Annotated in this window: 17 protein-coding genes and 1 pseudogene; 6 read left to right on the top strand and 12 right to left on the bottom strand. The window is 73.5% G+C overall.

Annotation, left to right across the window (positions count from 1 at the left end; translation table 11 throughout):
- The gene (locus tag CS0771_RS07420; protein WP_212840335.1) at positions 1-801 is read left to right on the top strand and encodes a MaoC/PaaZ C-terminal domain-containing protein; all 801 of its coding nucleotides are present in this window, start codon (positions 1-3) and stop codon (positions 799-801) included.
- 200 nt (positions 802-1,001) lie between these two features.
- On the opposite strand, the gene tadA is transcribed toward CS0771_RS07420, so the two are convergent.
- The 4 genes from tadA to CS0771_RS07400 all read right to left on the bottom strand — a co-directional run bounded on the left by tadA (position 1,002) and on the right by CS0771_RS07400 (position 3,761).
- Positions 1,002-1,547: a tRNA adenosine(34) deaminase TadA gene (gene tadA, locus CS0771_RS07415; RefSeq protein ID WP_371821361.1), complete on the bottom strand. Its 546-nt coding sequence runs from the start codon at positions 1,545-1,547 to the stop codon at positions 1,002-1,004.
- A complete protein-coding gene (locus tag CS0771_RS07410) occupies positions 1,496-2,005 on the bottom strand; it encodes a tRNA adenosine deaminase-associated protein (RefSeq protein WP_212840334.1) in 510 nt (169 codons plus the stop codon). The genes tadA and CS0771_RS07410 overlap by 52 nt, the downstream gene beginning before the upstream one ends.
- A gap of 443 nt (positions 2,006-2,448) precedes the next feature.
- Positions 2,449-2,751, bottom strand: a complete 303-nt coding sequence (locus CS0771_RS07405) for a hypothetical protein (RefSeq protein WP_212840333.1) — start codon at positions 2,749-2,751, stop codon at positions 2,449-2,451.
- Positions 2,748-3,761 (bottom strand): prephenate dehydrogenase/arogenate dehydrogenase family protein, encoded by a 1,014-nt coding sequence (locus CS0771_RS07400; protein WP_371821360.1) that lies wholly within the window; start codon positions 3,759-3,761, stop codon positions 2,748-2,750. The genes CS0771_RS07405 and CS0771_RS07400 overlap by 4 nt, the downstream gene beginning before the upstream one ends.
- A 65-nt stretch (positions 3,762-3,826) precedes the next feature.
- Between CS0771_RS07400 and CS0771_RS07395 the strand changes: the two genes are divergently transcribed.
- On the top strand, positions 3,827-4,993 hold the full coding sequence (locus CS0771_RS07395; protein ID WP_244870661.1) for a hypothetical protein: 1,167 nt from the start codon (positions 3,827-3,829) through the stop codon (positions 4,991-4,993).
- 74 nt (positions 4,994-5,067) lie between these two features.
- Here the strand turns inward: CS0771_RS07395 and CS0771_RS07390 are convergent, their stop codons facing one another.
- Together CS0771_RS07390 and CS0771_RS07385 are read right to left on the bottom strand one after the other, a co-directional pair.
- Positions 5,068-6,084, bottom strand: coding sequence for a hypothetical protein (locus tag CS0771_RS07390; RefSeq protein WP_212840331.1), 1,017 nt, complete (start codon positions 6,082-6,084; stop codon positions 5,068-5,070).
- A 40-nt stretch (positions 6,085-6,124) separates the two neighbouring features.
- Positions 6,125-7,975, bottom strand: coding sequence for a M48 family metallopeptidase (locus CS0771_RS07385; RefSeq protein ID WP_212840330.1), 1,851 nt, complete (start codon positions 7,973-7,975; stop codon positions 6,125-6,127).
- A 148-nt stretch (positions 7,976-8,123) separates the two neighbouring features.
- Between CS0771_RS07385 and CS0771_RS07380 the strand changes: the two are divergent.
- Positions 8,124-8,918 (top strand): annotated as a pseudogene (locus tag CS0771_RS07380) (PHP domain-containing protein); the annotation flags it as partial.
- A 158-nt stretch (positions 8,919-9,076) separates the two neighbouring features.
- Here CS0771_RS07380 and CS0771_RS07375 read toward each other — a convergent pair.
- On the bottom strand, positions 9,077-10,021 hold the full coding sequence (locus tag CS0771_RS07375; RefSeq protein WP_244870660.1) for a DMT family transporter: 945 nt from the start codon (positions 10,019-10,021) through the stop codon (positions 9,077-9,079).
- A gap of 121 nt (positions 10,022-10,142) precedes the next feature.
- Between CS0771_RS07375 and CS0771_RS07370 the strand changes: the two genes are divergently transcribed.
- On the top strand, positions 10,143-11,813 hold the full coding sequence (locus tag CS0771_RS07370; protein WP_212840328.1) for a DUF885 domain-containing protein: 1,671 nt from the start codon (positions 10,143-10,145) through the stop codon (positions 11,811-11,813).
- Positions 11,814-11,876: 63 nt separating this feature from the next.
- Here CS0771_RS07370 and CS0771_RS07365 read toward each other — a convergent pair whose 3' ends face one another.
- The 5 genes from CS0771_RS07365 to CS0771_RS07345 all read right to left on the bottom strand — a co-directional run bounded on the left by CS0771_RS07365 (position 11,877) and on the right by CS0771_RS07345 (position 17,589).
- The gene (locus CS0771_RS07365) at positions 11,877-13,949 is read right to left on the bottom strand and encodes a hypothetical protein (protein ID WP_212840327.1); all 2,073 of its coding nucleotides are present in this window, start codon (positions 13,947-13,949) and stop codon (positions 11,877-11,879) included.
- Positions 13,950-14,151: 202 nt separating this feature from the next.
- Positions 14,152-15,348, bottom strand: coding sequence for an ABC transporter permease (locus CS0771_RS07360; RefSeq protein WP_212840326.1), 1,197 nt, complete (start codon positions 15,346-15,348; stop codon positions 14,152-14,154).
- The gene (locus tag CS0771_RS07355) at positions 15,345-16,010 is read right to left on the bottom strand and encodes an ABC transporter ATP-binding protein (protein ID WP_212845679.1); all 666 of its coding nucleotides are present in this window, start codon (positions 16,008-16,010) and stop codon (positions 15,345-15,347) included. The genes CS0771_RS07360 and CS0771_RS07355 overlap by 4 nt, the downstream gene beginning before the upstream one ends.
- Positions 16,011-16,018: 8 nt before the next feature.
- Positions 16,019-17,068: an efflux RND transporter periplasmic adaptor subunit gene (locus tag CS0771_RS07350; protein WP_212840325.1), complete on the bottom strand. Its 1,050-nt coding sequence runs from the start codon at positions 17,066-17,068 to the stop codon at positions 16,019-16,021.
- Positions 17,065-17,589, bottom strand: a complete 525-nt coding sequence (locus CS0771_RS07345; RefSeq protein ID WP_212840324.1) for a hypothetical protein — start codon at positions 17,587-17,589, stop codon at positions 17,065-17,067. The genes CS0771_RS07350 and CS0771_RS07345 overlap by 4 nt, the downstream gene beginning before the upstream one ends.
- Before the next feature lie 166 nt (positions 17,590-17,755).
- Here CS0771_RS07345 and CS0771_RS07340 point away from each other — a divergent pair, with 166 nt between their 5' ends.
- Positions 17,756-18,412, top strand: a complete 657-nt coding sequence (locus CS0771_RS07340; RefSeq protein ID WP_212840323.1) for a response regulator transcription factor — start codon at positions 17,756-17,758, stop codon at positions 18,410-18,412.
- Positions 18,409-19,539 carry a cell wall metabolism sensor histidine kinase WalK gene (locus tag CS0771_RS07335; RefSeq protein WP_212840322.1) on the top strand — a complete coding sequence of 377 codons (1,131 nt, stop codon included), beginning with the start codon at positions 18,409-18,411 and terminating at the stop codon, positions 19,537-19,539. Before CS0771_RS07340 ends, CS0771_RS07335 begins: the two co-directional genes overlap by 4 nt.
- Positions 19,540-19,577: the final 38 nt, after the last annotated feature.

The following is a 19,577-nucleotide window of genomic DNA, read 5'->3' as shown; positions in this document are numbered from 1 at the left end:
ATGCCGAGCATGCTGCGCGCGGCGCTGTCCGTCGTGCCGTTCCCCAGGCCCAGCACGCTGCCCGAGGACACGCTGACCACCACGGCCGTCGTGGACCGCGCGCACCTGGCCCGCTACCAGCGGGTGTGCGGGTTCCGGCTGAGCGACCGGCTGCCGGTGACCTACCCGCACATCCTGGGCTTCGGCCTGCAGCTGGATCTGATGACCCGGCGCGACTTCCCGTTCCCGGTGGTGGGCGGGGTGCACGTGGCCAACCGCATCGAGCAGACCCGGCCGCTGACCGCCGACGACGTGCTGGAGCTGGCGGTACACGCGCGGGACCTGCGCGACCACCCGCGCGGGCGGCAGTACGACGTGATCACCACCGCGTCGGTGGACGGGACGGTGGTGTGGCGGGACGTGTCGACGTACCTGCGGCGGGGGCCGTCCGCGGAGCCCCGCGAGGAGCGCCCGGCCCGCGAGCCCGCGCCCGAGGCGCCGCCGCACGCGACCTGGCGGGTGCCCACCTCGACCGGCACGGAGTACGCGGACGCCTCCGGCGACCACAACCCGATCCACACCTCGTGGCTGGGTGCGCGCCTGTTCGGCTTCCCGCGCCCCATCGCGCACGGCATGTGGAGCAAGGCCCGGTGCCTGGCCGCGCTGGAGGGCAGGCTCCCGGACGCGTACACGGTCGACGTTGCCTTCAAGCTCCCGATGCTGCTGCCCGCGACGGTCGGCTTCACCTGGACGGGGGACGAGTTCTCCCTGCGTGACGCCCGCTCGGGCAAGCCCTATCTGGCCGGCACGGTCTCGCGCTGACCCGTCACCCGCCGCGGCACTACTCCAGCGTGCGGCCCACACCTTCTGGGATGTAGGTACAACCCAGAAGGTGTGGCCCGTCACCGAGGATGGCTGGCGCCGGAGCCTCGGACCTGGCATGCGGCCGAGTGCGCGGCGCAACCCGGGTGTTGCGGAGGCAGCCCATCGATTGCCGCGCGGCATGGGCAGATCCCCGGCCCTCAGCCGGCTTCCCGGGACGGCGCGGGCAGGTCAGGGCCCGGCGACCGGTCGAAGAAGGTGCGCAGGAGGGTGGCGGACTCGTCGGCGAGCACCCCGGAGTAGACCTCGGGGCGGTGGTTGAGGCGGCGGTCGCGCAGCACGTCCCAGAGCGAGCCGGCCGCGCCGGTCTTGGGCTCCCAGGCACCGAACACCACCGTGCCGATGCGGGCCAGCACGATCGCGCCCGCGCACATGGTGCACGGCTCCAGCGTCACCACGATCGTGCAGCCCTCCAGGCGCCACTCGCCCCAGCGGGCGGCGGCGGCGCGCAGCGCGAGGATCTCGGCGTGCGCCGTGGGGTCGCCGGTGGCCTCCCGCTCGTTGCGCCCGATCGCCAGCTCGGTGCCGTCGGGGGCGTACACCACCGCACCGACCGGCACGTCGGCACTGTCGTCGCAGCCTGCCGCGACGGCGAGGGCGCGGCGCATCCACTCCTCGTGCCGCGGCCTGGCTCTCAAGACTCGCGCAGCTCCTCGACCTCGTCGCCGCAGCCGATGGCCTGGCACACCTCGGCGGTCACGTCGGCGGGCAGCAGGCCGTCGGTGGCGCACAGGGCCAGCAGCTTGTGCGCGGACACGCCGAGATCGGCCAGCAGGTCGGCGTCGCCCACCGGATCGGCCGCGGGGTCGGCGGCGGGACGGTCCTCGTCGTCGTCCGTGGGCTCCGCCTCGTCGATCTCGACGACGGGGACCTCCACGTCGCTGAGCAGCAGCTTGCCGAGCCGCGACTCGTCGGCGAAGGCCGAGTCGGACCCGAAGATGCGCAGGTCCTCGCCCTCGTCGAGGCGCATCACCACGAGGTAGGCGTCGTCGGACTCGACGAACATCAGGGACACGTCGGCCGCGGGATCGGTGTCGCGCAGCAGGTCCGCGACCTCGTCCACGTCTGCGGCATCGTGCAGGTCGAGTTCGGTGGCGGCCCAGCCGGACCGGCCCCGGACCACCGCGGCGGCGAAGTACGACACGGTCCCCCCAAATAGTGTCGATATGGGCGCCGGGCGACCTCGCAGGTCACCGGCGAGGGCTGGTCATCCGGCGGCTCTTGCGGACTGACGGCCCTGATCAGACAACGACCCGTCAGCCCGCCAGTCGCCGACGCAGCGCGATCAGCTCGCGGAGTTTCTCCGCCGCGACACCCCTGCCCGCCCCCCGGCCGGCTCTGGTGCTGCCCACGACGGGGAGCAGACGCTCCCGGCCCGTGCCTCCGGACAGCTCGGCCAGCAACTGCAGGCGCCGGCGGCACCGGTCCGGATCTGGCTGCTGGGGCGTCCACATACAGCCGAGAGTGCCGCGCGAGTGTGACCTCCGTCAAGTCCGGGAATGCGGTCGATCCATGACGCTTCGTGACCGGTGCTCCTCAGCACCGTACCGCCGCCATGACCGTCGCGGAGTCTTAACACAAGGTCACTCATAGTGGCCACGCTCCTCGGCGAATCCACTCCATGACTACGGAGAGTGCCGCAGCGGTCCAGGCGACCCCGGTCGCCGCGGCGACCCCGGCGGCCACCCCCCGGTCGCCGTACCGGGCCAGCGCGTGCGCCGCGGCCCAGGCGAGCAGGCCGGCCAGCAGGGTCCAGGCCACGTAGCCGCCGAGGGTCACCCCGAACATGCCGAACGACAGCAGCCACACCCCCGCGGCCAGCGCGCCCGCGACCACCGCCCACGGGCGTACCGGGTGGGGCTCACGCAGGGTGGGACGGCTCCGGCTCACGCACCTTCAACCGGCAGGAACGCGGTCACGGTACGGCGGTCCGGGGCCACCTCGGTGATCCAGCCGCCGGCCCGGCCCAGCCGCAGCAGGGTCTCCGTGCGGGCGGGCACCTGCTCGGGGCGGCCCGGCGCGGGCGGCCAGGCCCGGCGCGCGGTGTGACCGTCCTGCGCCCAGTCGCGCACCGCGCGGATCGGGTCGCGCCCCTCCAGCGCCTTGGCCGCCTCGTCCAGCCGGGACTGCACATCGGCGAGCGCGGGCAGCACCGCCGCGGCGTTGCCGCCGCACATCGCGGCGACCAGTTCCGGGCGGCTGCCCGCGACCCGGCTGCCGTCCCGGAACGAGCCCGCGGCCAGGGTGAGCGCGAGCGGGTCGGTTGCCGCGGCGGCGGCGAGGGCCAGGGCGAGCAGGTGCGGCACGTGGCTGATCGCGGCGACCGCGCGGTCGTGCTCGGCGCTGGTCGACGGCACCACCCGCGCGCCCAGCGAGGTGACCAGCCCGGCCAGGGTCAGCCAGTCGTCGAGCACGCCCGGCTCGTCCAGGCACAGCACCCAGGCGCAGCCGGTGAACAGCGCCGGGTCGGCGGCGGCGAAACCCGAGGTCTCCTTGCCCGCCATCGGGTGCCCGCCGACGAACCCGGCCAGCGGGTTGGCCGCACCGCGCAGCCGCCGGGCGACCGTCTCGCGCACCGGGCCCTTCACCGAGGTGACGTCGGTGATCAGCCCGTGGAAGCCACCGGCGACCAGCGCGTCCAGCACGTCGTCCAGCGCGGGCAGCGGCACGGCCAGCGCGACCAGGTCGGCGTCGGCCGCGGCGTCGCGGATCGTCGCGGTGATCTGCCAGCGCTGCGCCGCGGGCACCCGGGCCGCCGCGCTGCGGGCCGTCGCGCGCACCTCAGGGTCGGCATCGAAGCCGAGCACGCGGTGCCCGGCGGCCGCCAGCGCGCGCATCAGCGATCCGCCGATGAGCCCGAGTCCGATCACCGCGATGTTCACACGCGCAGCCTGCCACACCGCGCGCGCGGGAGCGTCGGCCCGGTGGGTGCCTCGTTGGGTATGACGTGCTGAAATGTACAAGATTGCGCGATATCGCGGTGGCGGCCGTCGCGGGCGTGCTCGCCTCCGCTTCGGCCGGTTCGGCCGCTCTCGCCGCGCCGGTGAACCCGGCCCCGGCGCCCTCGGTGACCTTCAACGGCGAGGTGCACGCCACCGTGTACCGGGGGAGCACCATCTACGTCGGCGGTGACTTCACCTCGGTCACCAGCAACGGGAAGTCGGTGAAGCGGGCGGGGCTGGCGGCCGTCGACGCGCGCACCGGCGCGCTGCTGCCCTGGGCCCCCGTCGCCGACGGGCGGATCACCGCGCTCGCCGCGGACGGGTCCGGGATCTACCTGGCCGGCTCGTTCCACAAGATCAACGGCGTGAGCCGCGACAACCTCGCGAAGGTCGACGCCGGCGGAGTGCTGCACAGCGGGTTCAAGCACGCCGTCTCCGGCACACCGTACGCGCTGGCCGTCGGGCACGACCGGCTCTACGTAGGCGGCTCGATCACCAGCGTGAACGGGCAGGAACGCGCCCGGGCCGCGGCGTTCGACAGCAGCACCGGCGCGCTCGACCCGAACTGGCGGCCGCACGTCAACGACATCGTGCGCGCGCTGCTCGTCTCGTCCGACCGGGTCTACCTCGCCGGGCGCTTCAACGCGGTGAACTACCTCAAGGGCACCGGCAAGATCGCCGCGGTCGACCCGGCGCGGGGCGACGTCGACCTCGGCTTCTGGTCTCACGTCACGGCGATGGTGCACGACCTCGCCCTCGGCGGCGGCACGCTGTACGCGGGCATCGACGGCGCGGGTGGCCGGGCCACCGCGATGGACCTGGCCGGCAACGCGAAGTGGACCATCACCACGGACGGCGACGTGCAGGCGGTGGCGGTGCTGGACGGCACCGTCTACCTCGGCGGGCACTTCGACAACGTGTGCAAGAGCGCCAACGTCGGTGCGAAGGGCGTCTGCCTCGACGGCTCGAACCGGCGGGTCAAGCTGGCCGCGGTCACCCTGGCCGGGGACCTGCTGCCCTGGACCGCCGACGGCAACGGCTCGGTCGGGGTGAACACCCTCAGCACCAACCCGGAGCTGGGGCAGCTGGTGGCCGGAGGCGCGTACACCGCCATCAACGGCGGCGCGCAGCGCCGGTTCGCCCTGTTCAACCTGGTCAACCGGCCCGGCTTCATCGACACGGGCTGGTGATCGCCGCCCTTGCCGACGCGATGAAGCTCCCGCCCTGCGGTCCTCGCAGGACGGGAGCTTCATTCGTGCGGGAGCTACTTCAGGTTCTGGATCATCAGGGCCACGGCGCCGGCGACGACCGGGGAGAGCACGACCAGCCCGGCTTTCAGCTCCCCGAACGTGGTCTGGTCGAGGCTGAGCAGCTTCTCCAGCTTGCCCTTGTTCTCCGCGGCGTCGACCAGCTCGGCGACGGGCACGTGGTCCAGGGCGAAGTGCCGCTCCACGAAGATCTGGCCGCGGCGGCGCAGCGTGGCGGCGGTGGGCGCGTACATCGTGCCGACCACGAACGAGGCCACCACGCCCGAGAAGATGACCACTCCCGGATCGAGGTCGATGCCCACGGTGCGCGCGGCGGCGTTGACGCCCATCACCAGCAGCACCAGGATGCCGAGCTGGCTGAGCATGCGGGCGCACATGCGGCGCAGCCGCAGCAGCGCGTCGAGCTGCTGGCCCGGCGTGCCCGGCAGCGGGTCGGCGGCCACCTGCTTCACCGCTGCCAGCGTCGCGGCGCTGGGCAGACCGCCGATGATCGCCAGCGCGGAGATCGCGATGCCGCGTGCGGTGAGGTTGTGGGCTTCGATGACCGCCTGGCCGTTGCCGCCGGCCACCTCGGGGAGCAGCAGCGGCGTCGCCGCGACCAGCCCGGCCGCCACGGCGATCACGGTGAGCAAAGAGAACCACACCCGCCGCTTCACGATCCGGTGCATCCGGCGCACCTCGGCCCAGCGGGACAAGCCGAAGCCGAACGCCTCGCCGGAGGCCGCGCCGAGCAGCGCGGCCACGATCACGAAGATCAGCCGCTCGTCCTTGCTGCCGTTGGTGAGCGCGATGCCGCCGCCGACGATCGTGCCGATCAGCATGGTCGCCAGGCGGAAGTCGCCGATGGACCAGTTGCCCGCCTCCCGCGCCTCGGCGGCCGCCGCCGCAGCCACCACCCCGCCGTGAGCGGCGGCCCGGTCCGGCTCGGTGTACGCCAGGACACCGGCCGGGCCGCCGGACGGGTGCACCGGCGCACCGGGCTGGTGCGGGTCGGGCTGTCGTTGCTGGATCACGCGATACTCTCCCGTCGGCAGTGGCTCGACCGGCATGCCGTCATTCCCCGGTGAACTGGGCGAACACCTTGTGCAGCACGTCGCGGCTGCCCTTGTGCAGCTCGTCGCCGGTCCACGATTCCTTGAGCTCGACCGTCCGGCCGCCGTGCAGCTCGATGACGGCCCGGATCGGCACCTGCTTGGTGATGGTGACCTTGTGGAACTCCTCGTACGGCAGGAAGCGGTGCTGCTCGGCGAGCTTCGTCAGCGGCACCGAGGACACCAGCGCCTTCATCCGGTCGGCGCCCTCGTCCTTGTCGCCCTTGGTCGCGATCGCGATCAGGCCGTTGTCCAGCACCAGCAGGTCCGACTCGATGCCGTCGAAGGTGACGTTGCCGAACCCGGCGATCACGTCGCCGCCGCGCGCGGTCGCCGTCGTCTCCACGGCCAGCGCGGCGGCGACCTCGATGCCCAGCTCCAGCAGCCGGGCGCGCGCCTGCGGCAGCGTCGCCGGGTGCACCGCCAGCTCGGCCACCGGCGCCAGGTCCAGCTCCTTGCCGTCGGCGTCCACCAGGGTCGACGAGCCGGTCCACGACGAACGCCAGGACAGCCGCTCCGAGCGCAGCGCCGCCAGCATCAGCAGCACCTCCAGCGGCTGCGCGAACTTCACCGCCGCCTCCTTGCGGGTGGCGTCGCTGAAGAAGGCCTCGCCCAGCTCACCGGCCCGGCCCGCCGCCAGCGCGTCGAGCACCTCGGCCAGGCCCACCATCGGGCGGCCCAGCCGGCGCGCGATCTCGCGGAAGATGTCGTCGGCCGCGCCCTGCAGGCGGCGGCTCTCCGTCGCGGCGGTGAACTGCGGCCAGGGCAGCACCTCGCGGCCGTTCACGTTGATCGCGAGCTGGTGCAGCCGCCCGCTCACCTGCGGCAGGTACGGGATCAGGTCGGTGGCGCGGCGCCGGTCGTTGCTGGGCGAGCCCTCGGGCAGCGCGTTGATGGCGGCGATGCGCACCGGCAGCGGCGGGTGGGTGTCCCACACCGAGCCCTTCTCCTGCTCGGCGGCGCGCTCGCGCAGCCCGGCGATCTCCTCCTCGCGCGCGGCCAGCAGGTCGCCGAACCCGGCGAACACGTCGTCGGGCAGCAGACCCAGCTCGGCGCCGGGCGCCACGTAGCGGCCCAGGTAGAAGTCGTACGCCATGGCGACGACGCTGACCTCGGTCAGCGCGGCGATCGCGGCCTGCTTGCCGGCCAGCCGCACCGCGGCGGCGTCGGCCTCCAGCTCCTGGCGGCGCGACGCGGCGCTGTCGACCAGCAGGTAGAGCCGGGCGTAGAGGCGGAACGGCCAGCCCGCCACGTTCCACGAGCTGATCCGGCTCACCGCGCCCTCGATGGCGATGCGGCCGCGGTAGGCCACGGCACCGAGCCGGGTGTGCGCGCCCGAGTAGTGGCCCAGCTCGTGCGCGAGCACCGCGCGCATCTGGTCCACGGTCATCGCCTGCAGCAGCGGCAGTCCGAGGTAGAGGTAACGGCGGCCCGGGATCAGGCCCAGCAGCTTGGCGTGCTCCGACACCGCGGCGTTGACCTCGGGCACGATCCGCAGCTCGTCGGGGGCGCGGGTGCCGACGCCCTCGGCCAGCCGGCGCACCTCGGCCCACAGCTGCGGCGCCTGGTCGGGGGTCACCACCACGCCTGGCATCGGCTCGTTCTTGGCCCGGATCGCCTGCCACATCGCCCAGCCGACACCGCCGACGATCGCGATGAACAGCGGCGCGCTGAGCTTGACGGCGATCGCGGCTGGCGCCACCGAGGCCAGCCAGACCGCGAAAGCCAGTGCCGCCACCAGCTCCACCAGCGCGAGTATGTAGAAACCGATCAGCATCAGCACGCTCAGCAGCGCGCGTACGCCTGCGGTCATGACGTGTTCCTCCCCGTGTACCTGTTGCTACAGCGTGCGGAGGCTATCGCGGCACCATGACGCCGACAATCCTCTTACGGGCCACCGGAACCGCCCGCGGCTGATCGGTGATCCCGGCTCCGGCCCGGACGGCTAGCCTGGCGGCATGACGAGCCTGCGCGAGCTGCTGCGCGGTGACCTGCACACGCACACCGACTGGTCGGACGGCGGCGACCCGCTCGAGGCGATGGTCGCCGCCGCGGCCGCGCAGGGCCACGACTACCTGGCGGTCACCGATCATTCGCCCCGGCTGACCATCGCGCACGGCCTGTCCGCCGCCCGGCTGCACCGCCAGCTCGACGCGATCGCCACCGTGAACGAGGCGCTGGCCGGCACCGGGTTCCGCGTGCTGACCGGCATCGAGGTGGACATCCTGCCGGACGGCTCGCTGGACCAGGAGCGGGAACTGCTGGCCCGGCTCGACGTGGTGGTCGGCTCGGTGCACAGCGAGCTGCGCATGGACCGGGCGAAGATGACCCGGCGCATGATCACCGCACTGGCCGACCCGCACCTGGACGTGCTGGGCCACTGCACCGGCCGCAAGCTGCCGGTGGCCACCGACGCACGGCACGCGGGCCGGGGCGGCACGCTGCGGCGGCGCGCCCCGAGCAGCTTCGACGCGGACGCGGTCTTCGCCGCCGCGGCCCGCCACGACAAGGCCCTGGAGATCAACTCACGCCCCGACCGGCTCGACCCGCCCTCGAACCTGCTGCGCAAGGCGGTGAAGGTGGACGGCCTCCGGTTCGCGATCAACACCGACGCGCACGCGGTGGCGCAGCTCGACTGGCTGGTCAACGGCTGCTCCCGCGCCGAGACCGCCGGCCTCACCGCCGACCGGATCGTCAACACCTGGCCGGTGGAGGATCTGCTCGCCTGGACCCATACCCACGCCCCGGCCTCCTGACCACCCGCCGGCCGCGCCGCGCCGCGGGCCCTGATCGTCCGACTTGCCCGGCACACGGGCGTATCTTGGGCGCGCATTGGCCCATGTGCCAGGCAAATCGGCGGATCTTGCGGCCCGCGCGACCGCGCCGCGCCGCGCGGGGCGGGGCGGGGCGGGGGTCAGGCGGGGCGGCGGGGGAGGGCGCCCTGGGCGACGGCGACGCCGAGCAGGACGATCAGTGCGCCGACGGGCTGGTTCCAGTGCAGCGACTCGTCCAGGACGAGGATGCCGAGCAGCGTCGCGACGACGGGCACCAGGTACGTCACGAAGGCGGCCATGGACGCGCCCGCCACCGCGATCACCCGCATGTTGAGCGCGAACGCGATGCCGCTGCCGAACACGCCGAGCGCCACCACCGAGCCGATGACCGGCCAGGACAGCCCGGTGACCGCGGGCGGCAGGCCCGACACCAGCAGCGCGGCGAGCACCGAGGCGGCCGTGGCGACGACGGTCTGCGCGAAGGCCAGCGAAACGCCGGACGGGTTGCCGTCGAACTTCCGGCCGGTGACGAAGCGCTTGATGTACGGGATGGACACGCCGTAGCAGGCGGCGGCCGCGCCGCACATGAGCTGGCCGGACAGCGACGAGGCGCCGTCGGTGTGCCAGAAGCCGAGCACGGTCAGCACCCCGGCGAACCCGATCAGCAGGCCGCCCGCCGAGCGGGCGGTGAACCTCTCGGTGCGGAAGACGACGACCGCGAACGGCAGCACCCACAGCGCCGTGGTCGCGTTCCAGATGCCCGCCACCAGGCTGTCCACCCGCTCCTCGCCGTACGCGAAAAGGGTGAACGGCAGCGCCACGCCGAGCACGCCCGGCAGCAGCATGTGCCCCCAGAGCCGCCGGTCGGTGGGCACCCGCTGCCCGGCCACCACCAGCAGCGCGAGCAGGGTGAGTGCGCCGACGGTGATCCGCCCGGCGGCCACCCAGGTGGGGTGCAGCTCCCGTACGCCGATCTTGATGAAGATGAAGCTCGATCCCCAGATGACGGCGTTCGCCGCGAACGCGGGCAGCCAGGCCGACCTGGTCCCGGCCGCGGTGGTGTCAGGAGCGATAGTGGTGGTCACCCCTGACACACTGCCAGAGGGGCGGCCTGGCGCACCAGCGAGTTCCGGACATCGAACGGCAGGATCGCGCCACGACTAAGTCGCCTGCGCGCCGCTGGGACGTTCGGCTAGGTTTCCACGCATGGGACGTGTTGATGACCTGGCCGATCGCTATGTCGACGAATGGGCCCCGCTGAGCCCCATCGGCGCCACCTTCGTCGGTATCAGCGGCTACGACGACAAACTCGACGACCTGTCCGCGGCGGGGTATGCCGCGGCCGAGGACCTGGACCGCCGCACCCTGGCCGAGCTGCGCTCGATCGAGCCCGCCGACGATCGCGAGTACGTGGCCAAGGAGGCGATGGTCGAGCGCCTCGAACTGAGCGTCGCCCGGTTCGAGGCCGGCGAGGTGACCAGCGAGCTGAACGTGATCTCCAGCGCGCTGCACACCATGCGCGGCGCGTTCGACCTGATGCCGACCGACGGCGAGGAGGCGGTCGCGAACATCGCCGCCCGGCTCAACGCCTTCCCGGCCGCGCTCGCGCAGTACCGGCAGACGCTGCTCGACTCCGCGCGCGGCGGCAAGGTCAGCGCCCGCCGCCAGCTGGAGGAGGTCGCCAAGCAGTGTGACATCTGGACCAGCGCGGACGGTGACGACTTCTACCTCGGCCTGGCCCGGCGCCTGGAGGCCGGTGGCGCGCTGCGCACCGAGCTGGACCGGGGCGCGGCGGCCGCGAACGAGGCCACCGCCGACTTCGCGAGCTTCCTGCGCACCGAGCTGGCCCCGCTGGGCCGGGAGAAGGAGGCCGCCGGGCGCGAGCGCTACGAGTTGGCCTCGCAGTACTTCCTCGGCGCCCGGGTCGACCTGGACGAGACGTACGCCTGGGGCTTCGAGGAGCTGCACCGGCTGGAGACCGAGATGCGGGCGGTGTCCGCGATCATCGCCGGTCCGGGCGCCTCGATCGACGACGCGGTCGCCAAGCTCGACGCCGACCCGAAGTACAAGGTCCAGGGCAAGGAGAACTTCCGGGTCTGGATGCAGGAGCTGGCCGAGAAGGCGATCAGCGACCTGAACGGCACCCACTTCGACATCGCCGAGAAGATCCGGCGCATCGAGTGCCGTCTGGCCCCGACCAGCGACGGCGGCATCTACTACACCGGGCCGAGCGAGGACTTCACCCGTCCCGGCCGCATGTGGTGGGCCGTGCCGCAGGGCGTCGAGGAGTTCTCCACCTGGCGCGAGGTGACCACGGTCTACCACGAGGGCGCCCCCGGCCACCACCTGCAGGTCGCGCAGGCGGCGTACCAGGCGGAGAAACTGAACCGCTGGCAGCGGCTGCTGAGCTGGTCCTCCGGCCACGGCGAGGGCTGGGCCCTGTACGCCGAGCGGCTCATGGACGACCTCGGCTACCTCGCCGACCCGGCCGACAAGCTCGGCATGCTCGACGGCCAGGCGTTCCGGGCCGCCCGGGTCATCGTCGACATCGGCATGCACCTGGAGCTGGAGATCCCGCGCGACAACCCGTTCGGCTTCCACCCCGGCGAGCGGTGGACGCCCGAGCTGGGCTGGGAGTTCCTGCGCGCGCACTGCCGCGTGGGCGACGAGATGCTGCGCTTCGAGCTGAACCGCTACCTCGGCTGGCCCGGCCAGGCGCCGTCGTACAAGGTCGGCGAGCGGATCTGGCTGCAGGCCCGCGACGAGGCCAAGGCCCGCCAGGGCGCCGCGTTCGACCTGCGCAGGTTCCACTCCGACGCGCTCGACCTCGGCTCGCTGGGTCTCGACCCGCTGCGCAAGGCGCTCGCCCGCCTCTGAGCAGGTCCATACGGCGAACGGGCCGGTGGTCGTCGACCACCGGCCCGTTCCGTTCAGCTGCGGTCAGCCCGCGACCAGGAACGTCCACTCCCGCGCCGGGGACAGCGTCCCGTCGGTGTAGCGCGCCTGCACGGTCAGCACGTTCTCCCCGGCCCGGTCCGGTGCCAGCTCCACGAAGGTCGAGGTGCCGCCCTCGGTGGACAGGGTGAACGGCGCGCCGTCGTTGAGCTTGACCACGAACTCGGTGACGGGGACGTCGACCAGGTCCGACCAGATCCAGAACGGCGAGGAGACGCCCACGCCACCCGCCGGCTCCCACGGGTTGTAGATCAGCGACTCCACGTACGGACGGCTGTCTGTGACCGAGACGGACAGGTTCTGCACGGTCGCGGAACGGCTGCCGTCCGCGTAGACCGCCCAGACCGCGGGCTGCCAGCTGCCGCCCTCGGTCGGCGTCCAGTCCAGCGTGGCCGTGCCGGTGGCGTCCGCCTCGACCCGGATCAGCTCCGTGTCCGAGGACAGCCGGTACTGGTACGCCACCACGTCCGGGCCGCCCGGCTTGAAGGTCCAGGTCATCGTCTGGCCGACGACGGCCTGGTGGCCATACGGGCCGGACACCGACGAGGTGACCCGCGGCGCGTCCGTGACGCTGACGTTCTGCTTGGTCACCCCGGCCAGGCCCGCCGCCGTGTAGCTGGAGACGGTCAGCTGGTGCGTCCCCACGGCGGGGAACACGATGTCCGTGACGGCGCTGCCGTCGCCGGCCGCCGCCACGGTGGCCTCGGCACCGTCGCCGATGCGGTAGCGGTACTCCGTCACGCCGTCGATGGTCGGCGACAGCCGCAGCACGCTCGGCAGGCCGACCCCGGCCACCTCGACCTCGACACCGGGAGCGGTGTCCCGCACCAGGAACTCGTATGCAGTCTGGGGTCCGACGTTGCCGGCCTTGTCGACCGCCGCCGCGTACAGCGTGTTCGGCCCGCGGCCGGTCGGCGTGTAGACCGTGGACGTGGCCGCGCCGGGCTGCGGCGCGTCGACGTACCAGGGGAAGCCGCTGGACACCCACACCTTGTAACGGGTCACGTCCGGGTCGCCCTGGGCGTCCAGGGTGAAGGTGCCCGGCACGCCCACACCGCCGTGTCCCGGCCAGTCGCGGCCGGCCGGGTACTCCGCCGACGTGACGACAGGCGCCTGCGCCGGCGCGGCCGAGTCGATGGCGAAGTAGCAGGGCTGCGCCCAGTCCGAGTGGTCGTGCCCGTCCCAGGACCGTGCCGACCAGGCGACCACCGTGCCGTGCGGGTGGGTGCCCGCGGTCAGCTCGTACCGGACGCTGTCGCCGCTGTAGCCGACGCCCGGCACCTCGGCGCGCTGCTCCGGCCGGTCCACCGGCCAGTGCGCGAACTGCGCCGTCACCAGCTCGTTCGGCTCGCCGCCCGTGGTCACGGCGGTGAGGGTCAGGTTCTGCCGCGGCACCAGCACCGGCTCGGCGAGGGTGCCGCACGCCTGCTGCAGCTGCAGCTGCAGACTGCTGATGCCGGGTCGCGCGTTCACCCGGAACTGCAGGCTCGGCCGGTGGAACGTGCGGCCGAACCGCTGCGCACCCTCGGACCCCTCGGCGACGCGCAGCTCCAGCGACAGCGTGTCGTCACCGCGGGACTGCGCGGCCTTGACCGCGTCGAGCACGTCGAGCTGCAGGTATCCCGGGCACGCGTAGTTCTCGGCCGGGGCCGGCGAGCCGAGCCGCTCCAGCTGGGCGGGCGGGTTCTTCCAGGTGGGCGCCGAGGTCGCGGCGGCCGTGCGCCACACCTCCAGCGGCGACGGCGCGGCGCAGTCGGCCGCCGTGCGCTCCCGTGTGAACAGCAGGGCCTCGTGGAACACCTTGCCGTCGAACGCGGTCAGATCGATCGTGAAGTAGAGCCGGGCCCGGAACTTCGTGCCGTCCGCGGGCTCCTGGCGCCCGACCGGCGCGTAGTCGGCGGGTGTGAAGGACCGCCCCTGCTCCGCGGAGCTGGTGTAGGACCAGCTCGCCGCCGGCACCGAGCTGAATTCGTAGGCCGCTGCGGGCGACTGCCCGGCGACGGCCGCGGCCAGCGCCGCGGTGAGCGCGACGGCAGCCGCGCCCCACTTTCTCACCATATTGGAACCTCCCCGTTCGTCCGGCCGGTCCCGGCCGGACGAACGGGATGCTAACAACGGCGCCGGACACCGGTCGCCCCTGTTTCTCTCCGGCAGACCCTCCCAACAGCGTCACGCATGAGCGTCCACCGGACTTTGCTCTGCACACGAATGCGCGACAGGTGCGTATTCGGGTGCAGAGCAAAGCCGGACGCGGCAGCTGTCACGGGGTCGCGAGCGCCTCCGTGGGGGACAGCCGCGAAGCCCGCACCGCGGGGTAGAGACCCGCGACCCCGCCGATGAGCAGCGTCGCGCCCAGACCGCCGAGGGTCGCCCAGGCGGGAACCACCCCCGGCCAGCCCTGGAGCAGGGCGTACGCCGCGGTCACCAGCCCGCCCAGCAGCACTCCGCCCACCCCGCCGAGCAGAGCCAGCAGCAGCGACTCGGTCAGGAACTGCCCGCGCACCTGCCCCCGGGTCGCGCCGAGCGAGCGCCGCAACCCGATCTCGGCCCGCCGCTCCAGCACCGAGATGACCATGGTGTTGGCCACGCCCACCCCGCCGACCAGCAGCGCCACCGCGCCCAGGCCGAGCAGCAGCCCGGTGAACGCCTCGTCGGTGGCCTGCTGCGCGGCGAGCGCGTCGGAGGGCCGGGACACCTTGACCTCGTTCGGCGCCTCGGGGTTGGCGGTGGCGGCCAGCACGTCGCGTACCGCCTCCACCTGCGACTCCCGGGAGCGGGTGTAGACCGTGGTGGCGTGGCCGTCGAAGCCGAGGTACGCCTGCGCGGCGGGCCAGCCGACCAGCGCCGCGGTGTCCAGCTCGGCGGCCAGCGGCACCGGCCGCAGGACGCCGATCACGGTGAACCACTGCCCACCCAGCCATACCTGCCGGTCGGGGCCGGCCGCGGGAACACCGAGCCGGCCGGCCGCGGTGGCACCGAGCACCACCGCCGGGTAGCGGCCGGTCGCCGCGTTGAGCCACACCCCGCCGGCCAGCTCCGCGCCGACCGTCGCCGGCAGGTCCAGGTCGACGGCGCGCACGCCGAGGCTGCCGCTCTCCGCCTTCGGGATCCGGTCGGTGCGGTACACCTTCGCCTCGACGCGGCCCACCGCGGACACGTCGGTGACCGGGCCGATCCGCTCGATCATCGCGACCGCGTCCAGCGGCAGCTGCGCGTCCTGCCCGAACAGGCTGCTGCCCGGGGTGACGGTGAGCAGGTTGGTGCCCAGCCGGTCCAGCGTCCGGTCCAGCTCGGCCCGCGACGACGCCGAGATCCCGACCACGGCCACCATCGCCGCGATGCCGATCGCGATGCCCAGCGCGGACAGGAAGGCGCGCGTCGGCCGCGTACGCAAGCCGATCGCCCCGACCCGCAGCAGATCCCCCACCCGCAACCGCGGCGGGCTCGGGGCGGTCATGCCGGGACCTCCGCGGCCAGGCGGCCGTCGCGCATGGTGACGGCGCGCGGGAAGCCGGCGGCGATCTCGCGGTCGTGGGTGATGACGACGAGCGTCGTGCCGCTCGCATGCAGCTCCCGGAGCAGGTCCAGGACCACCGCGCCGGAGTGCGAGTCGAGGTTGCCGGTCGGCTCGTCGGCCAGCAGCAGCGGCGGCTCGCCCACCACCGCGCGGGCGATCGCCACCCGCTGCCGCTCGCCGCCGGACAGCTCGTGCGGCCGGTGGGTCAGCCGGTGCGCCAGGCCGACCCGCTCCAGCGCCGCGACCGCGCGCCCGCGGCGTTCCCGCAGCGGCACCCCGGCGTAGAGCAGGCCGTCGGCGACGTTGTCCACGCAGGACATGCCCGCGGCCAGGTGGAACTGCTGGAACACGAACCCGATCCGGCTGCCACGCAGCGCCGACAGCTGCCGGTCGGACAGCGCCGCCAGGTCGAACCCGTCGATCTCGACGCGGCCCTCGGTCGGCCGGTCCAGCGCCCCGATCATGTGCAGCATGGTCGACTTGCCGGACCCGGACGGGCCGACGACGGCGGCCAGCTCTCCCCGCTCGATCCGCAGGCTCACCCCGGCCAGCGCGGTGACCTTGCCCGCGTACACCTTCGTGACGCCGTGCAGGGCGACCATCGGCGCCGTCACGACGGCATCCCGACGACGGCGCCCTCGGCCAGGCCGTCCCCGCTCACCTCGACCCGGCCCGCGGCGAACAGCCCGGTCTCCACGGCCGTGATCCGGGTGCGCCCGTCCTCCACCAGCTCCAGGCCGTAGCCGCCCTCGGCGAGCGCCAGCAGCGCGGCGACCGGCACGGTCAGCACCCCTTCGCGGGTGTCCGCGGTGAAGCCGACGTCGACGGCCGCCTGGTCGAACCCGCGCACCGCCTCCTCGCCGGTCAGCGTCACGGTGACCTCCAGGCTGGTGGTCGGGTCCGCGCCGTTGGCACCGGGCGCGATGACCGTCTGCACCGTGCTGACCTTGCCCGGCACGCGCCTGCCGTCGGGCAGCTCGACCTCGACCACGGCGCCCGCCTCGGCCAGCCGCTCGTCGGCGACCTCCAGCTCGACCACGACCGCCCGGTCCACGCCGGTGCGGGTCAGCAGCGGCGTGCCGGGCTGCACCAGGTCGCCGACCGCGGCGCTGAGCGCGTCCACGCGCACCTGCCCGGCGGCGTACACGATCCGGCCCGGCTCGACCGTGCCTGTCTCCGGCAGGCCGAGATCCTCCTGCCAGCGCCGCACCGCGTCGGCGGTCGCGCCGGTGTACTCGCGGTCCACCGTGAAGCCGCCGTATCCGAGGGCCTTGAGGTTCTGCTCCAACTGCTTCACGTCCGGCCCCTCCACCCCGCTGCGCAGCTGCCGGTATGCGGGCATGGCGCCGTACAGCAGCACCACCGGCTGGTCGTCCACGCGGTAGAGCGGCCTGCCCCGGCTCACCAGCGCGTTCTCGGCCGGCAGCCAGGTCACCGTGCCCGAGGCGCGGGCCGCGACGGTGTGCTCGGTGCCGTACCCCAGGGTGCCGGTCTTGGTCTCCGTGTCGGCCAGGTCCTGCCGGGTCACCGTGGCGGTCTGCGCCGGGCCCGAGGCGGTCGCCTCGTCCCCGCCGGAGGACGTCGGCAGGCCCACAGCCAGCCCGGCCGCCGCGGCGGCGGCCAGCACGGTGAGCCCGCCGACCAGGTAACGCGCCCTCACTTGCCACCGCCGCCCTTGAACGCCGGCATCAGGTCGCGGCACTTCTCCAGCGCCTGCTGGAACTTCGGGCTGCTCCGCAGATCCGCCAGGTTGCCCTCCAGGCGCAGCTTGCCGGTGTCGTCCGGCTCGGGGAACTCCTCGACGCCGTTCTCCCGCATGCACTTGGACAGCGCCCGCAGCTGCTCCACCTGCTGCGGGTCGAGTTGCAGCGCGTCACCGCCGCCGGGCAGCAGGGTCTTGCACGCCTCCAGCGCGGGCGCCAGCTTGTCCTTGGGCAGCTTGCTCATCTCGGCACGCATTGCCTCACCCGGCTCCGGGTCGGGCATGTCCACGCCGTGCTCCCGCATGCAGGCGGCGAACCGGCGCCCCTGCTCCGTCTTGTCCTCCGGGACGGCGGAGGCGCTCGCGTCCGGCCGGGCCCCGCCCGCCGTCGCCACGCCCTCGTCCGCCTGCCCACCGCACGCCGCCAGCGCCAGCGCTCCCGCCAGCCCGGCCGCGACGGCCCACATTCTCGTCCTCATGACCCCATCAGACCGACGGCCGCGTATCCCCGGCATAACCCGCCCCATGATCGTCCGACTTGCCAGGCACCTGGGCGAATCATGAACGCGCATACGCCCAGGTGCCTGGCACGTCGGAGGATCTTGGTTATGCCGCGGTTACCGGGCGGGCGGGCATCATTGCTGCGTGCGAGTGCTGGTGGTGGAGGACGAGGACGTGCTGGCGGACGCCGTCGCGGAGTGGCTGCGGCGGGAGGCGTTCGCGGTGGACGTGGCGTACGACGGGGACGCCGCGCACGAGCGGCTGGCCGTCCATCCGTACGACGTCGTGGTCCTGGATCGTGACCTGCCGGGGCGGCCCGGGGACGAGCTGTGCCGGGAGATCTCCGACACGCTGCCGCAGACGCGGGTGCTGATGCTGACGGCCGCGGCCGCGGTGCGGGAGCGGGTGGCCGGGCTGGCGCTCGGCGCCGACGACTACCTCACCAAACCGTTCGCGATGGTCGAGCTCGCGGCCCGGGTGCACGCGCTGGCCCGCCGGGCCGTGCTGAAGAGCCCGGCCGTGCTGCAGCGGGCCGGCATCGTGCTCGACCCCGCCCGCCGCACCGCCGAGCGCGACGGCCGCGACCTCGGCCTGGCCCGCAAGGAGTTCGCCGTGCTCGCCGAGCTGCTGCGCGCCGACGGCACGGTCGTCTCCGCCGAGCAGCTGCTCGAACGGGTCTGGGACGAGCACATCGACCCGTTCACCAACGTGGTCCGGGTGACCGTGATGAAGCTGCGGCGCAAACTCGGCGAGCCGCAGCCGATCGAGACCGTCGCCGGAGTGGGGTATCGCCTCCCGTGAACAGGCTGACCCTGCGTGCCCGGCTGACCCTGCTCTACGTGGTGCTGTTCACCGTGGCCGGGCTGGCCCTGCTGGCCATCACCTACTTCCTGGTCAAGTGGCAGCTCAACACCAAGCCGATCGACACCCGGATGGCCGTGACCGACCTGCTCAAGACCGGCGGCGACATCACCAAGCTCAAGGAGCTGCTCCAGGAGAAGGCCGAGCAGTCCCGCCAGGACACCCTCACCACGATCATCACGCAGGGCGGGGTCGCCCTCGGCCTGGTGCTGGCCGCGGCGACCGCGCTGGCCTGGGCGCTGTCCGGCCGGGCGCTGCAGCCGCTGCACCGGATCACCGCCACCGCCGGGCGCATCGCGGCCGGCACGGGCGGCCGGGGCCTGCACGAGCGCATCGCGCTGGACGGGCCGCAAGACGAGGTCAAGCAGCTCGCCGACACGTTCGACGCGATGGTCGGGCGGCTCGACCACTCCTTCGACGGGCAGCGCCGCTTCGTCGCCAACGCCTCGCACGAGCTGCGTACACCGCTGGCGCTGAACCGGGCCCTGGTCGAGCTGGCCGTCACCCGCCCCGGCGCGAGCCCCGACGCCCGGCAGCTCGGCGAGGCGCTGCTGAAGGTGAACGAGCGGCACGAGCGGCTCATCGACGGGCTGCTCACGCTCGCCGACAGCGAAAACGAGCTGACCGAGCGGACGCCGGTCGACCTGGCCGACATCGCCGAGTACGTGCTGGAGGCGCTGCCGCCGGGCGGCCCGGCGGTGACCCGCCTGCTCGATCCGGCACCGGTCACCGGCGACCCGGTGCTGCTGGAACGGCTGGTGCAGAACCTGGTCGAGAACGCCGTCCGGCACAACGTGCCCGAGGAGGGCTGGCTGCGGGTGGAGACGGCCACGGTGGGCGGGCGGTCCCGGCTGGTGGTGACGAACAGCGGGCCGGTCGTGCCGGCGTACGAGATGGAATCGATCTTCCAGCCCTTCCGCCGCCTGGGCCGCGAGCGGACCGCGAGCCCGGCCCGCGGCCTCGGCCTGGGCCTGTCCATCGTCCGCGCCATCGCCCAGGCCCACCACGGCACCGCCACCGCCACCCCCCGCCCCGGCGGCGGCCTCACCCTCACCGTGACCCTCTGACCGCGGCCGGGCCGGGCCGGGCCATGATCGTCCGACTT

This window comes from Catellatospora sp. IY07-71, from assembly GCF_018326265.1.
Taxonomy (GTDB): Bacteria; Actinomycetota; Actinomycetes; order Mycobacteriales; family Micromonosporaceae; genus Catellatospora.
The sequence above is the reverse complement of the archived record's forward strand: the minus strand, read 5'-3'. Positions and strand labels throughout refer to the sequence as shown.

What these genes read in the sequence shown, in the direction of transcription:
- CS0771_RS07420 (WP_212840335.1), top strand. Translation starts at nt 1, where the DNA reads ATGCCGAGCATGCTGCGCGCGGCGCTGTCCGTCGTGCCGTTCCCCAGG.
- CS0771_RS07385 (WP_212840330.1), bottom strand. Translation starts at nt 7,975, where the DNA reads ATGACCGCAGGCGTACGCGCGCTGCTGAGCGTGCTGATGCTGATCGGT.
- CS0771_RS07370 (WP_212840328.1), top strand. Translation starts at nt 10,143, where the DNA reads ATGGGACGTGTTGATGACCTGGCCGATCGCTATGTCGACGAATGGGCC.
- CS0771_RS07365 (WP_212840327.1), bottom strand. Translation starts at nt 13,949, where the DNA reads ATGGTGAGAAAGTGGGGCGCGGCTGCCGTCGCGCTCACCGCGGCGCTG.
- CS0771_RS07360 (WP_212840326.1), bottom strand. Translation starts at nt 15,348, where the DNA reads ATGACCGCCCCGAGCCCGCCGCGGTTGCGGGTGGGGGATCTGCTGCGG.
- CS0771_RS07355 (WP_212845679.1), bottom strand. Translation starts at nt 16,010, where the DNA reads ATGGTCGCCCTGCACGGCGTCACGAAGGTGTACGCGGGCAAGGTCACC.
- CS0771_RS07345 (WP_212840324.1), bottom strand. Translation starts at nt 17,589, where the DNA reads ATGAGGACGAGAATGTGGGCCGTCGCGGCCGGGCTGGCGGGAGCGCTG.